This is a genomic window from Streptomyces sp. SM1 (assembly GCF_002910825.1).
GTDB classification, from domain to species: Bacteria; Actinomycetota; Actinomycetes; order Streptomycetales; family Streptomycetaceae; genus Streptomyces; species Streptomyces okerensis.
This window is the reverse complement of sequence record NZ_NEUB01001055.1, coordinates 1-15,626: the sequence shown is the minus strand read 5'-3', so window position 1 is coordinate 15,626 and position 15,626 is coordinate 1. Positions and strand designations below refer to the sequence as shown.

The window sequence follows — 15,626 nt, the reverse complement described above, 5'->3', positions numbered from 1 at the left end:
CCGGGCCTGTGGTGGGTGCTGCGGTGTCTGTCGCCTCGGAGTCTCCGGCCGTCCGGCTGCCGTGGACCGTCCTGGCCCTGTGGTCGGCCCTCGTGGCGTCTGCCGTCTCCGGGCCTGTGGTGGGTGCTGCGGTGTCTGTCGCCTCGGAGTCTCCGGCCGTCCGGCTGCCGTGGACCGTCCTGGCCCTGTGGTCGGCCCTCGTGGCGTCTGCCGTCCCCGGGCCTGCGGCCGGTGCTGTGTCGTCTGCCGCCCGGGAGGCCTCCGCCCCCCGGTCCGCACCCGGCACCTCGGCCGGCCGCCAGACGATCTCGACGCCGGCGTCGGGGTGCGCGGCCCGGAAGGCGCGGATCTCCTCCTGCACGGCCGCGAGCTGCACCGCGAGCCGCTGCTCCAGCGCGGTCGCGTCGCCCCCGGCCGGGATCAGCCGACGCCCGGAGCGGCGCGGCGGGGCACCGTCCCCGGCCGTGTCCACGGACGAGTCGGACGAGCCGGCCGGAGTGCCCGGCACCGCCTCCGGCCGGGGCGGGACGACGGGGTGCGAGGTGGCCACCTCCGGCTCGCTGACCCGCACGTCCTGGGCCGCGGGCTGCGGCGGCCCAGGGGGTGCGGGGGTGACGCTCTCGACCTTCAGCGCCGCGTTGATGATCGCGTTGGCCTGCTCCCGGACCCCCGAGAGCACCTGCGCCAGGGGCCGTTCGAACTCGGAGGCCCGCGCGGTCTGCGCGATCTCGGTGAACAGCCGCCGGGCCCGGTCGCCGACGCCGTCCTCGCGGCCGGTCAGCCCGTGCACGTTCCGCAGCGCGGGCCAGTCCGTGCCGTCCAGTGCCGCCAGTACCTCGCCCGCGCTGCCCATGGCGGTGTTGAGGTCCCGCTCCCCGGAGGCCGGGGAGAAGGCGGCCAGTTCCCGCACCAGGGCGGTGGCGTCGCCGCCGTGCCGGGAGAGCCGGGCCAGCAGCCCGGCCGCCTCCCGCAGGAGCACGGTACGGGGGGCGCCCGGCCCGTCGAGCCCGAGCAGCGCGGCGTGCCGGTCCAGCGAGGACCGCACCCCGGCGACGTCCTTCTCCCACGCCTCGGCGCGGGCGCGGAGGTCCTCGGCGAGCCGGTTGACGTTGCGCGCGTACAGGGCGGGCTTGGCGGTCACCCCGAACAGCCGTGCCGCCCGGTCCCGGGCCGCCGCGTACTCCTCGTCGCCGGGCAGCGGCTGCGCCCGCAGCGACCAGCCGGGCCCGATCTCCTGGAGCGCGGGCGCCTCCCGCTCCGGGCCGCCGCGCAGCACCCAGGCGCGGTCGTCGAGCAGGGCGTAGGCGGCGACGAGGAGGTTGCCGGTGAGCCGGTCGAGTCCGGCGTAGCCGAGATCCTTGGTGATCCAGCTCCGGATGTCCTCGATGTCGAGGTCGCCGCGCTGCTGGTGCCCGGCCGCGGCCTGGTTGACGCGGGTGCGCCAGTCGCTGCGCATCACCAGCGGCCCGTCGTGGACGGTGCCGAGTTCCAGCGGTTCCACGATCCGCTTGACGGTCTTCAGGTGGTGGCTGTCGACGTTGTTGGCACGCCCGCCCTCGTCCATCGCACGGGTGATCCACTCCAGCGCGGTCCGCAGCTCGCCCGGGGTCACCGCGTTGCGCTTCCCGGTGCGGTCGGGCCCGAAGTCCGGGTGCTTGGGGTGCAGCGCGGAGAACATGCCGTCGGCGAGGTGCAGCGCGTTGGCCTCGAAGCCCTTGCCGCCCTCCTCCCTCGGCTGCGCGAACTCCGGCTGGAGCGACAGCACGTGGCGCCCGTCCGGCACCTCGGGCCCGGGGTTGGCGTCGGTCGGCCGGGCCAGCCCGTACACCTCGGTCAGTGCCCCGGTGAGCTGGTCGGTGAGGGTGTCGCGGGCCACCTCCAGCTGCCGCCGCACCTTGGCCCGGTCGTCGGGCGGGAAGGTGCCGGTGTAGTCGGCGAGCCGGTCCCGCTCCAGCAGGAAGGTGATCCGCATCAGCCGGCCGAGCTGGGCGCGGCGCTGGTCGGAGAAGAAGTCGGTGAGCCACACCAGCGTCGGCGCGGTGACGCCGGACTTCCGCAGTTCCTCGACGCGGTGGTAGTCGTCGCTGGGGTAGTGGTCGCCGTCGTCGAAGGGGTAGTCGACGACGAACCGCACGTTGCCCGCGGTCGCCGGGGTGAACTGCTCGTCGGGCAGGTCGGCCCGGTCGCGCACGTTGCCGAAGACGAACTCGGCGACGCGCCGGGTGCCCCGCCAGACGATCTCCTTCTCGGCGACGAACTGCCCGTCGCGGACGCCGATCGCCTCCCACAGCCGGTCCCGCAGCCACACCCGCCGCACACCCGCCTTGTCCTCCTCGGCGACGGCGTCGAGCAGCGGCTCGATGTCGAGGTCGGACAGGTGCAGCGAGAACACCGGGTCGGCCTCGCCGTCGGAGCGGATCTCGGACGGGAACGCGGCCTGGAGGTCCCGCATCCGCCGCACGACGACGTCCCCGGCGGGCACGGTCCGCGAGCGCACCGAGCCGTGGTTGAGGGCGGCGAGGCGCGCGCCCGTCAGCCGCCGCAGGGCGGGCACGTCGGGTGCGAGCGCGCCGAGCAGCATCGTCTTCACGAACCGCTCGTCGGCCCGGAAGTCGGCGTGCGTGTCCGAGCCGTACTTCTCCAGCAGGTGGGTGCGTGCCTTCGCGGCGAACTTCACCGCCGCCTCCGACTCGCGCTTCAGCTTGTCGGTGAAGGCGGCTCCCGTGCCCGTGCCGTCCACGAGGACGTCCCACAGGTCGCCCAGCGGGATGAGCCGGCCGACGGCGGCGTCGGCGTTCCGCTCCAGCAGCTGCTGCACCAGCTTCAGGCCGGTCCGCTCCCGCTGGAGCGCCCCGGACAGTGCGACCAGCACGTTCAGCAGGGCCGGGGAGAGCGGGTACACGGCCCGGAAGTCCGTCCAGCCGGCCTGGGTGGCTCCGCTGCCGTCGAGCAGGATGTCCTTGACCTGCTGCCCGGTCCGGTCGATCTTCGCGAACTCGGCCTCGAGGACCGCGTCCTTGCCGGGCAGCGGCTTCAGCACCCGCTCCTTGATGATCTCCGGCAGGTTGCGGTCCTCCAGGTCGACCGTGTCGAACCGCTCGTTGAGGTATTCGAGGGCCTGCTCCATCGCCTTGACGTCGGCGCCGAGCACGTCGGAGCCGACGAGCTGGGACAGGTCGCGCTGACGGGAGATGAACGACACGATCGGCACCGGCCGGTCCGCGTCGCCGGACTCGATCAGTTTCACCAGCTTCTGGATCTCGCTGTTGACGAAGGTCCGGTCCCGCATGTGCGCCTGGAGCCACAGCACCAGCTCGTCGAGGAACAGCACCACGCCGTCGTACTCCAGCGAGCGGGCGTGCCGGCTGATCGCCGCCAGCCCGTTCTCCAGCGGCACGTACTTGGCCGCGTCGCCGCGCGCGCTCTCCGCGTACGACCGCATCGGCCCGGTGAGCAGCGCGGACTCCAGCCGCTCCCGGCGCGCGTCCCCGGCGGGCGCGGCGAACGCCTCGTCCAGCTCGGCCGCGGTCCAGGCGCCGCCCGCGCCGATGACCTGGAGCTCGTCGTCGTCCTCGTCCACCCCGCCGTCACCGGCGTCGGCGGGCAGCAGCCGCACGAAGGCGTCGTCGCCGAGCTGCTCCCGCATCCGCCGGGCGTCGGCCAGCATGGCGTCGGAGCGGAACACGGTCGGCGTCGGCGCGTCCGGGTGCTGCTCCCGCACGGCCCGCACGTACCCGCCGAGCAGCGCCTCGTCGAGGTTGGCCGCGCCCACCAGGTGGTACGGCACCATGAGGAAGCGCCGCCCGCGCAGCCACTCGTCGTGCTCGGCGATGACCTCCCGAAGGCGCGGCTTGGCGCGCGCGGCGGGCTCGCCGTTGAGCACGGCGTGCAGCACGGTCAGGAAGTGGGACTTACCGGCACCGAACGATCCGTGCAGGTAGGCGGCGTACGAGGCGTTCTTGCGGACGGCGCCGCGGATCAGTTTCAGCGCCTTGTCGAACTGCTCCCGGAGCTGCGGCGTGACCACGTACTCCTCGACCCGCCCGGCGGACCGGCCGCTGAACCCCTGGGACAGCTCGACCTTGAAGTCGCCGGCGTAGACGTCCTCCTTGATGTCGAGTACGTCCCTCAGTACGACCGTCCCGCCCGCGCCCCTGGCCATCGCCTGCTCCCGCTCCCCATGGTCCCCGTGTGTCCCTCATACGACCCATTCATCCTGCCAGGTCGCGGCAGGCGGCTGGAGGGGTCTGCGGGGAGCGGCCCCGAACGGGCGGGCCGGGCCGCCGCGGCTACGGTGCGCCGGGCGCCGCGACGACCGCCCACACCGTCTTGCCGGGGGCGCCGGGGCGCGGGACGGTCCCCCACTCCTCGGCCAGGGCGGCGACGAGGAGAAGCCCCCGCCCGCCGTCCTCCTCGCTGCCTGCGTCCCGTGCCTCGGGCAGCCGCTCGCCCCGCGCGTCGCTGACCTCGACGAGGACGTGCCCGTCCTCCTCCCGGCTGAGCCGCAGCTCGGCGTCCCGGCCGGGGACCCGGCCGTGGGTCGCGGCGTTGGCGGCCAGCTCGGCCGCGACCAGCTCGACGGCGTCGTGCGCCGGTGTGCCGTAGCGCCAGCCCCAGGCGTCCATCTGGCAGGAGGCGAGCCGGCGGGCCAGCCGGGCGCCGCGCGGGGACGGGGTGAAGCGGAACGAGAGCACCGTCTGGTCGGCGAGCGGGAGCGGCAGCGCGGACCGCCGCTCCTGGCGGGGGGAAGTGGTCATGCTCCGAAGATCACGTACCCACACCCCTGCTCACCAGGAGCGACGCCCCCACGGCGGTCGTCTGTCGGGGCGGCGGGCGCAGCTGTCGGGTTTGTCGGGGCGGGCGTCCGTCGGTCCGTTCCGACGGCTGTCCGCTGCAGCCGTATGCGCGGTCAGACGGGCTCGAGGAGGTCTACGACGGAGAGCCCAGATTCGCCGTTGACGAGAGTCAGGGCGATGTCGGCGCGAGCGGCCAGGGCGAGCGGATCAAGGCCTTCGACGTAATCGGCGTGGATGATCCGGTCCAAGCCCGCTCCGGCCAAGGGGGCGGCGGTGCGGAGTGAGGCTTCCAACGCCACGCCCTGAGTTGCGCCGCCGTGCAGGATGATGTTCCGGGTCCGGTACAGGCGCCGGAGTGCGATCCGGAAGGCGCCGGCGACATCGTTCAGAACCGGGCGCGGATTCTGCGCCAGGTCGGCCATGCGCTGCGCGGCGGGACGGTCGCTGTACTTCGTGGAGGCGCCGGTGAAGTCCAGCGCCGTGGCCCCGTGGGTGAGAAGGGCCTCTGCGACCACGCGGGCTCGCTCTTGATTCGTGGTGCATCCTGCTACCAACCGGGCTAGTTCGTCCGGTGTGCGTGGCTTGTGTCGGTGTGCGAGGGCAGTGAGCTCGGCCCGGGGCCAGGAACACGCGATGATGACCGCCATCCGGTCTGCGGCCACTGCCTTACCGGACCGTTCGCCCTCTCCCTTGGGGTCATCGGGGTTCGACAGCAATGACTCGATGGCTGCCCAGGCGCCCGCCACGGCCGGGGCCAATGGGCCACGGTTGACCGCGGCTGCCAGCTCCAGGGCATCGTCGGTCCGACTGCGGGCGCCTGCGACCTTGTACAGGTGCCCTTCATTGACCAGGGTCAGGACATCTGCGCCGCGCGCGGGGGGATCGAGTGGGATGGGCCGCGGGTGGCCGGCGACCCAGATGTGAGGGAGGGGTCGCACACCGCCCCGGTCGCGGCGCAAGAACTGGGAGCGGGCTGTCATCCGCTCCAGCATCTGACGAAGCCTGCTCGGCGGCGCTGAAGGGATCGAGGGCCGTGAACCGGTAGACGAACCCGCCGCCGGGCCGGATGCCCGCGGTGTCGTGACCGTACTCACGCAGCCAGGCCACTACCTTGCCTTTGCCGTACCAGTGTTCCAGCGGTTCGGCGAGCTCCCGTCGGGGCACCTTCTCCAGCGCCACCAGGACGTCGTACGTGCGGGCCTGCGCACGGGCCAGCTCGACCGCCGCTGCCGCCGTGTCGGCCGTAGTGGCATGCGCGTCGTACAGCTCCTTCGCCCAGGCCTTCAGGAAGCTGGCGCTGTAGCCCAGGTCGAGGAGGTGAGAGGCCACGGTTCGGGAGAACCTCTCCGGTTTGACGCGCTGATCGACGGGAGCGCTGACCGCCGTCGCCCACCGCTCCAGATAACCGGAGCGGACATGGCCGATGATCTCCTTGAGCCGACGACGCGCGGGACTGGGGTCCGGCAGCGGATGCTTCAGCAGGCTGGTGAGTTCTTTGCGGAGCTCCTTGTCTCCAAGGCCTCGGTCAGGGCCGATCAGAGCACCGAGCTGGATACGCTGCCAGTCACACGCGGCCGGTGACAGTACTCCGTGGGCCTGCCAGTGACCGGCCTCCCAGAGTTCTTCCAGGGCCAGCACCGAACCTATGTCCCAGAGACGACGCGCCCACGGCGTGCCCTCATCGGTGAAGAAGTCCGCCATCCGGGCGAGCACATGCCGGGCATAGGGGTCAGAAGCGGAGGCCGTAACCATCGCAGCACCCTAGCGGAGGACGAGATCTGCCACTGCATGTGAAGCAGATTCGTGTTACCGTTGCCGCAGACTTAAAGGGGCACCCGCCGTTCAGCGGCCGCTGCCCCTTTCTTCTTGTCCTAGTAGAGCCTCAGGCTCCTGCGCCCCCGTCGGTAGGCGCGCTGTCAAGGAGCGGTGAATCCCGGCACTAGGCGTACCCCGTTGTCATCCGTGACCTCGTACACGTCGATCCGCAGCAGCTCGCGGACGTGCGCCGGAACCCGCTCCACGGCCTTGACGGACGAGGACGGCACGACGAGTGCGTACCGTATGCGGGCGTCCTGGCTCGTCATGCGGCGGAGCAGCTGCCCGTAGGCGATGTTCGCGTCGATGCCTTTCTCTTTGGTGCGCCCCTTGGCCTCGCAGATCAGCCGCTCCTCACCGCGCACCGCTTCGAGGTCGGTCCAGCGGTCCGTGGGCTCGACCGGCGTCCACCCCTCGCCGAGCAGCCAGGCGCGGAAGGTGTCGGTGACCCGGTCCTCGTCGCTCTCCCGGGCCAGCATCTTCCGCAGCGTCGCCAGGTCGGCCTCCTCGCTGCGCCGGAGCCGCCCGCGCCCGTCCGCGTCGAGGTCGGCCGGCCGGACCACGACCAGCCGCGGCCCGTGGGCGGGGATCTCGGTGTCGCGGCGGGCGTCGTACAGGGCCCGCTGCTCGCCCCGGTGGACACCGCTCACCGTGAGCCGGTCCGGCTTGTCGAAGTGGGGCACCGGCTGGTCGTGCTGGAGCTCCCGGTACTCGACCACCAGCCGGTGGCCGGGCCAGTACGCGTCCACCGGCAGCCTGACCTGACGGCCCCCTGCCCCCGGGTCACCCAGCAGCCAGTCGAACCGGTGCTGCGTCAGGGCCTGTTCGCCGAGAATGCGGTCGCACAGACCGATCACGTACGCCTCGTCGCTGTCGTCTCTCGATGCCATGGCGCGCATCCTGTCAGGCGCCGCTGACGGCGCCGCCGGAGAGGATGCGTTCCGCCGTGCGCAGGACGTCGAGGATCTCCTGCCGTGCGGCGGGTCGGGACGCGAACACGCGCGGGCTGGGGTGCCAGGTGGGCAGCGTGTGCACCTTCGGCGCGTACGTCTCCTGGTACGCCGCCCAGCCGGCCTGCGCCTTGCGGCCCATCGGCACGACCACCTCCAGCGCGGGCAGCATCGAGACGACTTCGTGCAGGAAGGGGGCCGCCCGCTGTATCTCGGACCGGCCGGGTGCGGCGATGCGGTCGGCGGTCCCCAGGTACCAGGGCACGATGTTCCAGTGCAGGGATTCGGCGTACGGCAGCCCGGCTTCCTCGCGCAGCATCTAGCAGTTCCGGGCCGTCGGGTCGTCGTTGTCGACGGAGATGATCCCGCTGCCGGTCCGCCGCAGCTCCGCCTCCGCTCCCATCGCCTTCCGTCCCGGCGCCTCCAGCAGGAACAGGCTGCGCGCCTTGACGCCGCCGGACGCGGGGTCGAACCACGGCACGGACTCCCCGTCCCCGAGCCGCGTGCGCAGCTTCTCCACCCACTCGTTCAGGGGCCGCACGGCGGGCTCGCCGTGGACCGCCTCCAGCCGGGCGCGCAGGGCTTCGGGGTTCCGCAGGGTCCGGGGAGCGGTGGTGCGGAAACGGTCGTGTGGCGTCATGGCGCGCAGTGTGTCAGGTCCGTCTGACAGCGGTGCCCGCGGCCGCCCGGAGAGGCGGTGGGGTGAGGCAGCGGGGGCACCGCGTCTCGTCGCCGGCCGGGCGGAAGAGGGTCGCTTGTACATGGTCGCCCTCGCACTCGCGGAGGGCGGCGAGGCGGCTGGACGGGCGGGCCGGGGAGGGCTGTTCGGAGGCTGGAGTGATGCCGGGGGCCGGGACGAGGGCGGGGGCGGGCGGCACGTCGCGGAGGAGGTAGCGCAGGAGGCCGCCGGGGCGGTGGACCGGGGTGCCGTCGTGGGGGAGGCCGCGCAGGATGTGGGTGCGGATGGCGGTGGGGGTGTGGCCGGCGGTGAGCCAGTGGGAGACGAGGCGGGCCAGTTCGTCGTGCATGCCCCGGGGGATGCGGCGCAGGTCGGGGGAGAGGCGGGGGAGGGCGGCGACGAGGGCGCGGGCGGCTTCGGAGGGCTCGGGCGTCTCGGACGTCTCCGGGGCGGGCTCGGGCTCCGGGGCCGGGTCCGGCTTCCGCTCCGGCTCGGCGGGACGGTGGGAGGTGTTTTCCCCGGGGTCTTTCCTTGGATAGCCGTCGGTGAGCGGAGGGGTCGGGACACCGACGGCCGGAATGCGGGGACTCGGAACGACCTGCGGTGACGCGTCGGCGGAGGGTGTGTGGAGGGGCATCCGGGCGAGGAGCTTGGCGGCCTCGGCGGCGCTCAACGGCACGTTGGAGACGAGCTGTTGGGTGACCCAGTGGCCGCCGGGCCCCTGGAGCCGCCGCTCGTGCACGAACCCCTCCTCCTTGAGCTGCCGCTTGGCCCGCGTGAAGGCGCACGCCCCGATGCGGGCGCGCCCGGCGGTGCGCGACAGCGACTCGCGCGCCCCGTCGGGGAGGGAGAGCTGCCAGGTCAGCAGCCGCACGGCGTCGGAGGACAGCCGGGGGTGCCGGATCAGGTCGTGGGAGAACTGGGAGAAGGCGCGCGGGGGCGCGATATGGTGCCGGTAAATCACGGTGGAGTCGCTTTCCACTGGTGGTTCAGGCCCTCGCGGACGGCTGCAACCGCCGCGGGGGTCGCCTTCGTTCCGTGCCCGGCGTGGCACGCGGAAGACGTGATGTCGAGGCGACGCTACCGCACACAGCGTGTGCGATTGAACGCATTGAGTGAAGAGAGCTTTCGCGCAAGGGCGGACACCCTGTGGATGCGGTCCGTCACCCGCCCGTCTCGGGGCCGCATGCGGGCAGCGAGCAGCAGGGTTCTCCGCATCGGGTCGTCACGGGACGTCCTTGACTTTCCCGATCAGAACACCGGCCGCCTGTGCCCGCTCCCTCAGCCCGGAACTCAGGTCCACGGCATCCTCGAGTACCACTACCCGTTGGACCTGGCCGTGCCGGGCGGGAGGCCGGGCCGACCTGCCGACGTACTCCACGGCCTCTGCGAGGCGCTTCGCCTCTTCGCCGCCTGATTGCTCGGGAGTCGCGACCCACGCGCCGTACGCGGTCCGTTCGCTGATCCAGCCGAGGTCGAACTGCGGTCCCCGTCGCGTCGGCGCCCGCACGTCGAGTGTCCTCCGGCCGCCGACCCGCTCGATGAGGTGTGACAGCAGCTTCTCGTGACGCGGCGTGCCCCTCCCCAGTACGCCGGCCTCCAGCCGGTTGATGCCCCGAGTGCGCAGGCGAAGCCTGTCGAACGGGCCGCCGAGGAACCCTTCCCCGAACTCAGGCATGACGGTGACGTGCTCGCCCTGCGCCTTGAGATGTCGGCACGGGGCCGGAGCTCCGAACAGAAGATCCGAGTAGCCGGCATTGTCGACCACGTGTATGTGTCGGCCTGCTCGTCGCGACTCGATGACTGTCAGCAGCTTTCTGCTCAGTGCCCGTTCCGCGTCCTTGACGTTGCCCGTCAACTCTCCATGGACGACGAGGGTCACCTTCCTGGAGAAGCTGTTCTGGCAGACGGCTCCTAATGTCTGAGCCCGAGCGAAGCAGTTGTCGCGCACGACCCATTCACCGTCCACCCGGGTCTTGCCGGTGAACATGACGGTCTGTCCTTTGAGTTCGTGTATCCAGCCAGTGCACCGTGCGGACACTCTCGTCAGCCTCCCGCCGGGGCCGAACTTCCCCTTGTCACGCACAGTACTTCGGGTGTTGCGGAGGGGGAGGGATGTTCCGAGGATCGACCTCCGCCCTCTCCGAGTGCCTGGGACAGGGGGTGGCGCAGTTGGCCTGTGCTGCGCGTACCGGCGTCAGGACGGTGGGGACGGCATCTGGGGTGAGGTGACCTGCTCGTTCACTCTTCCGGCGCAACTTGATCCGGTCACGGCGTGGTGGGCCCGTGGTCGTCCTACGGTGCGAGCACGGGTGACCGGTGGACGGGTGTGCTGAGGGGGCTGGTGCGATGGAGTCGGGAGCGGACTCGGGTGCGGGCGTGGAGGGCGCGGGCGCGGACTCGAACGGGGAGTTCCTGCGGTGCTTCGGACGGCAGATGAAGCTACTGCGGGAGGCTGCGGAGCTGACCCAGGCGCAGTTGGGGGAGCGGGTCAGTTACGGCGAGGCGCTGATCGCGGCGGTGGAGCAGGGACGTCGCATTCCGAAGCCGGAGTTGGTGGACGCGGTGGATCGGGTGGTGGGCGGGCGGGGGTTGTTGGTGGCGATGAAGGGGGAGGTGGCGAAGGCTCGGTATCCGGGGTTCTTTCGCGAGTTCGCCGCCTTGGAGGCCGATGCTGCCGAACTGCACGCCTACGATGCCCATGTCGTCAATGGCTTGCTGCAAGTGGAGGAGTACGCACGAGCGGTTTTCAGCATGTGGCGGCCACTGGTGGACGCGGAGACCATCGAGCAGCGGGTGTCTGCACGTTTGGACCGGCACAAGTTGCTGTCTCGGCGTCCCAAGCCCCTGCTGAGCTTTGTCATTGAGGAAAGCGTCCTGCGTAGGCCTCTCGGGGGCGCGGAGGCCATGCGAGCTCAACTTGAGCACCTGTTGCTAGTCGGGCACGAACGCAACGTAGAGCTACAGGTGATGCCGACTGGCCGTGACGAACATGCTGGAGTGGGAGGGCCCTTCACATTGATCCTCACGCAGCAACAGCGGAGGATGGCGTACACGGAGGTGCAGAGCAACAGCGCCCTGCATACGGCGCCAGCGAAGGTTCAGGGGTTCGAGTCCACATACGGAGTGCTGCGGGCGCAAGCGATGACCCCGAGAGAGTCGCTGGCCTGGATCGAGAAGCTCTTGGGAGAGTTTTGAACGCCAACGACGATCAGGCAGCTGAGCTGACCTGGGTGAAGAGCAGCTACAGCGCTGGCGATGGTGGCCAGTGCGTTGAGGTCGCGGACGCTGGTACAGCCGTACTGATCCGTGACTCCAAGTGCCCGGACGTGGCGATCCTCAACGTGCCGTCCGCCCAGTGGGCGGCGTTCGTGCGGATGGCCGCAGGCGTCTGAGACGAACGAGGGGTGGTGGGAAGCCGTTTGCGCTCCCCACCACCCCTCACTCATGCCCGAAGGGCACAGCCCTGCTCACTCGCTCTTCTTGCGCCGCCCGCCGGTCTTCTTCTCAGGCCGCCAGTTGACGAGATCCGCCTCGGACAGTTCACGGTCCGCGCGGCCGGAGTCGAGGGCGGACTGGAACTCCTCGGCGGGGTTGCCCTCCCACTCCTCGTCGTACTCGCCGTACCACTGGTGCACCCAGGGCAGCACCTCGCGCAGACCGGCGAGGAGCGGTACGAAACGGGGGTCGTCCTTGGTCCAGCCGCCGGTCTCGACACGGCTGCGGATCAGTCCGACGAGGGCGTCGGCCTGGTCGCGGTGGTTCCAGCCGGCCCAGCCGAGCAGCAGGGAGCCGTCGGCCTCGGGGGAAGCGCCGGGGTAGGAGATGAACCGCTCCTTGGGCACGTCGAGCTTGCCGCGGTTCGACCAGTAGGAGTGCTTGAGGAAGTCCGCGCCGGTGTACTTCGGCGGCACCTTGATGTCGAGCCGCTTCCCGGTCCGGTCCTCCTCCCGCTGCTGCTCCCAGACCTGCTCCCACTGCGCCCGCTTGCGCAGCCCGGAGTCCTTGTAGCGGAGGGCGGCGAGGTAGGGCACATGCTCGGCCTCGATGACGGCGGCGAGCACGGTGGCGAGGGAGGCGTCCCGCTTACCGAGGTGATCGGCGGCGTACAGCGCGGCAACGGCCTGCACGTCCGGGTCATGCCGCAGCTCATCGGCAAGCTGGTTGACGGTAAGCGGCCGAGGCACGGTGAACCCATCCCGCTCCTCGAACCACAACTCCTCCCGCTCGGCAGTATCAAGCAGCCAGCTCCGCAGAGCAGCAGCCTCGCGCTTCTTCCAGGGCTCGACGGACCAACGACGCTTGTACTCGGGGCGCTCGATGAGCCGAATGTCCTTGTTGGCCTCGATGAGCTCGATCCGGGCCTGCGCGATCTTCTGATACGCCTCGGGCCAGTCGGCGGGAATCTCGGTGACGGGGGTGGATCCGTGGCGCTCGAACCAGGCTGTTTTGGCTCCGCTCCTAGCGAGCGCGATCTCGAACGCGCGCTGACCAAGAGCAAGCTCGGGCACGTCAGCCTCGGTGATGGTGGTCCGCGCGACCTCGTCAGCGGTGAGCAGTCCGTAGGCCCCGTAGACGGTCCAGTCCAACTCCTCCTGCAAGACGATCATCCGCGCTCGGATGCGCTTCTGCGCCTGGCGCGCCTCTTCGAGTGCTTCACGAGCGGGCACAGCGTCACGCGCCAAAGCGGAGGGCTCGTGCTGGGCCAGCTCCTGAGCAAGCGCGTCCAGCCCTTGAGCGAGGGCGAGAGGGAGCTGCTGGGGGAGTGGGAACTCTTGAAGCTTGGTGCCGGTGAACTCGTACCGCTCGATCCAAGCTTCAGGTGACCAGCGGTTACCTCCACCGCTGGAGTTGTCAGTGCCGCCCTTGGCCTGACTTACCTGCTTCAGCCAGAAACATGCAGCGGAGGAGTTCAACACCCCCAACAACTCCAGGTGCCGCTCCTCACTGGCACCCTCGGGCAGCTTGATCACGGGCGCGGAACGGTTGAACACCTTCCCACCCCGGTCCAACACAAAGTGGTTATGCGTGGCCACAAAGGCGAAGCTGATTGACAGCGGATAGCGAAGTTTATTGGAGTACAACTCTTGCCATTCATGCCACGCCATGCCTCGTTCCAGCATGGGGACACCGAAACGCTTCCGAGAGGAGATTGCCACGCGGAAATCACTCAGAATCCGCCGTGTAGAGTCCGCAGATTCGAAGGGGAGGGTTTTGTAGTCGTTGTCGTACACCCAGATTGAGTCGAATTCGGCTTCCAGGGTGAAGTCTCGAATGACGTCACCTGTTACCAGAGGCTGGGTTGCGCCGACTTGGAGGCGACGCGCAGCGCCGTTTCGAGGGAGAAGGTATAGGTCGTCTTCGCCCGTGACCGACGTAATGCCGATGGACTCCGCGAGTTTGCCCAGTGTGCGCTCGGCTCCCGTCTCGATACGTTCCTTGGTGACTCCAGCCCCACCGCCACTCAGCGACCACGGGTGGTTGGCGAACCGTTCACGTTCTGAGTCCTCAACGCTGATCCACTCCGATTCGCTCCCAGGCCGTAGTATCTGCTGTGTGATCGCGGTCCATACGAGTCCTTTCTCCGGGTTCTCCGGCTGACTCGGCTCGCCCCGGACACCAAGAACAGCACGGATTGGGTCACTCTGCCGTGCCTTGTGGTTGCGCCCGGCCAGGATCACGGTTGGTGTTCCATGTCCCGGAATGAATGCGCCTGATGTATCGATGACATGGCTGAGCGCGACACCGGAAAAGTCTCGCTTCCGGCCCGTACTCGGATCCCTGTACTCTCGACCGGTAGCTATTCAGCGGGGTTGAGCGGTTCGGTCAGGCTGTTGCTGTGTCAGGGGTGAGGGCATGCGGGATCCACGCCCCTGTGGTGAAGAGGCGCTGGAGTGCGTCGTAGCGGCTGATGCCCCACTTGGCCGCGGTCGACAGGTACGACTGGACGATGGCGAAGTCGGCCAGTCCCTGGAGGGTTCGCCAGCAGCCTCCGGAGGAGCGTTGCTGGACCTTGGCGGGTCTGATGTCGCGTTCCGCCTGATTGTTGGTGAAGGGGACGGCCAGGTCGGTGGTGAAGCGGAGGATGACCTCGCGGTGTTCCTCGAAACGTTTGGCCAGGGTGCGGGCGTGCCGGGCGAGTTCGGTGTTCTTGTTCCGGTTGTCCTGGCGGGAGCGGGCCAGTGCTCCTGTGTAGAGCCGGTGGATGGTGCGCAGTTCGTCGGCGGTGAGTTCCTCGCGCCCGGTGTCGCGGGCGGCGGACGCGAGACGGTTGGCTTCCAGGAGGGTGTCGGCCATGGCGCGGGCCCACAGCTGGCCCTGGAGGTCGGCTTCATGGATGCCGCGCAGGTCACGTAGCAGGTGCGCGCCGCACCAGGCGTGCAGGACGTGGTCGAGGTGGGTGTAGCCGGCGTATCCGTCGCGGACCAGGACACCGCTGAGGTGCGGCAGGACCTGGCCGGCGTCGATGGTCGCGGCCGAGCGGTCACCGGTGTGCATCAGGGTGAGGTGCGCGGTGGAGGCCACGTGCAGGAAGACGGTCCTGGCCCGGGTGCGGGTGAAGGTCTCATCGGCGTGCACGACGGGTGCGCCGGAGAGCAGGGCGCGGACCGAGGGCAGGAACCCGGCCTCCAGCAGGCGGGCGGCCCGGCCTCGCAGGGATGCGGCGAAGCCGGTGGAGACCTTCATCCCGCACAGTTCCATCACCAGCAGTGTCGAGCGGTGTACCGGGATGTGGTGTCCCAGGACCGCGTCCGCGACCTTCGCGGTGACATCGGGACCGTACTGGGCCGCCGATTCCACTCCGGCCGGGAAGACTCCGGTGGCCTTCTTTCCGCACCCGGGGCAGCACTTGACGTCCGCGGCGTACTCGATGACCTGCGGCGGAAGCGGGGTGGCCAGGTCAAAGACCTGACGGCGGCGCACCGCGGCCACCGGAACCTTGACCAGCGAGGACGCGCAGCCGGCGCAGGATGCCGGAGCGGGGATGACGATCCGCTCGTTCGGATCCTCTACCTGCCGCAAGGTGGTGCCCGGATCACCTGGCTGCTTGCCCGGTTTGCGTCCCGAGCGGGTACGCGAGGACCCGCCACGGGGCCGCTTGCCCGGCCCGTCCGAGGACGGCGGCTTCGAGGAGGTCGAGGAATCCCTCGACAGCCGCAGTACCAGGGCCTGGACCTGCGTGGTCAACTCCGCGATCTGGACCAGCAGCTGATCGATCCGCTCGTCCTTCGCGGCCGCCTCGGCCCGGGAAGCCGCCAACTCGCCGCGTACCGCGGCCAACTCGGCAAGAAGGTCCTTCGCAGACCAGTCGGGATCCTCCACACCGCCACCCTAGCGATCACGCCGCACGGTCCGCGAACCGATCACACCCTGCTGAATAGCTAC

At 70.2% G+C, this 15,626-nt stretch carries 13 protein-coding genes; 2 read left to right on the top strand and 11 right to left on the bottom strand.

Features of this window, described 5'->3' with window-relative positions; genetic code table 11:
* The 9 genes from B9S61_RS40115 to B9S61_RS40075 all read right to left on the bottom strand — a co-directional run.
* Positions 1-4,162: hypothetical protein (locus B9S61_RS40115; protein WP_258040143.1), on the bottom strand; the 4,162-nt coding region annotated here is incomplete at its 3' end.
* 127 nt (positions 4,163-4,289) lie between these two features.
* Positions 4,290-4,757, bottom strand: coding sequence for an ATP-binding protein (locus B9S61_RS40110; RefSeq protein WP_103546630.1), 468 nt, complete (start codon positions 4,755-4,757; stop codon positions 4,290-4,292).
* A 152-nt stretch (positions 4,758-4,909) separates the two neighbouring features.
* Positions 4,910-5,311: a hypothetical protein gene (locus tag B9S61_RS41395; protein ID WP_181007759.1), complete on the bottom strand. Its 402-nt coding sequence runs from the start codon at positions 5,309-5,311 to the stop codon at positions 4,910-4,912.
* A gap of 325 nt (positions 5,312-5,636) precedes the next feature.
* Entirely contained in the window at positions 5,637-6,548 is a 912-nt protein-coding gene (locus B9S61_RS40100; RefSeq protein WP_146065059.1) for a hypothetical protein, read from the bottom strand.
* Positions 6,549-6,712: 164 nt separating this feature from the next.
* Positions 6,713-7,501 (bottom strand): hypothetical protein, encoded by a 789-nt coding sequence (locus B9S61_RS40095; protein ID WP_103546628.1) that lies wholly within the window; start codon positions 7,499-7,501, stop codon positions 6,713-6,715.
* A gap of 13 nt (positions 7,502-7,514) precedes the next feature.
* Entirely contained in the window at positions 7,515-7,880 is a 366-nt protein-coding gene (locus B9S61_RS40090; protein WP_103546627.1) for a uracil-DNA glycosylase family protein, read from the bottom strand.
* The gene (locus B9S61_RS40085) at positions 7,881-8,201 is read right to left on the bottom strand and encodes a transposase (RefSeq protein WP_103546626.1); all 321 of its coding nucleotides are present in this window, start codon (positions 8,199-8,201) and stop codon (positions 7,881-7,883) included. It lies immediately after the preceding gene.
* A gap of 13 nt (positions 8,202-8,214) precedes the next feature.
* On the bottom strand, positions 8,215-9,222 hold the full coding sequence (locus B9S61_RS40080) for a hypothetical protein (protein WP_258040142.1): 1,008 nt from the start codon (positions 9,220-9,222) through the stop codon (positions 8,215-8,217).
* Between the two features lie 243 nt (positions 9,223-9,465).
* Complete coding sequence (locus B9S61_RS40075) at positions 9,466-10,230, bottom strand: hypothetical protein (RefSeq protein ID WP_103546625.1); 765 nt, start codon at positions 10,228-10,230, stop codon at positions 9,466-9,468.
* A 359-nt stretch (positions 10,231-10,589) separates the two neighbouring features.
* On the opposite strand from B9S61_RS40075, the gene B9S61_RS40070 reads away from it, so the two are divergent.
* Together B9S61_RS40070 and B9S61_RS40065 are read left to right on the top strand one after the other, a co-directional pair.
* Positions 10,590-11,438, top strand: a complete 849-nt coding sequence (locus B9S61_RS40070) for a helix-turn-helix transcriptional regulator (protein ID WP_103546624.1) — start codon at positions 10,590-10,592, stop codon at positions 11,436-11,438.
* On the top strand, positions 11,435-11,635 hold the full coding sequence (locus B9S61_RS40065) for a DUF397 domain-containing protein (RefSeq protein WP_103546623.1): 201 nt from the start codon (positions 11,435-11,437) through the stop codon (positions 11,633-11,635). Before B9S61_RS40070 ends, B9S61_RS40065 begins: the two co-directional genes overlap by 4 nt.
* A 75-nt stretch (positions 11,636-11,710) precedes the next feature.
* Here the strand turns inward: B9S61_RS40065 and pglX are convergent, their stop codons facing one another.
* Positions 11,711-14,044 carry a BREX-2 system adenine-specific DNA-methyltransferase PglX gene (gene pglX, locus B9S61_RS40060; RefSeq protein WP_103546622.1) on the bottom strand — a complete coding sequence of 778 codons (2,334 nt, stop codon included), beginning with the start codon at positions 14,042-14,044 and terminating at the stop codon, positions 11,711-11,713.
* A 22-nt stretch (positions 14,045-14,066) separates the two neighbouring features.
* Positions 14,067-15,521: an IS66 family transposase gene (locus B9S61_RS40055; RefSeq protein ID WP_103544695.1), complete on the bottom strand. Its 1,455-nt coding sequence runs from the start codon at positions 15,519-15,521 to the stop codon at positions 14,067-14,069.
* Positions 15,522-15,626: the final 105 nt, after the last annotated feature.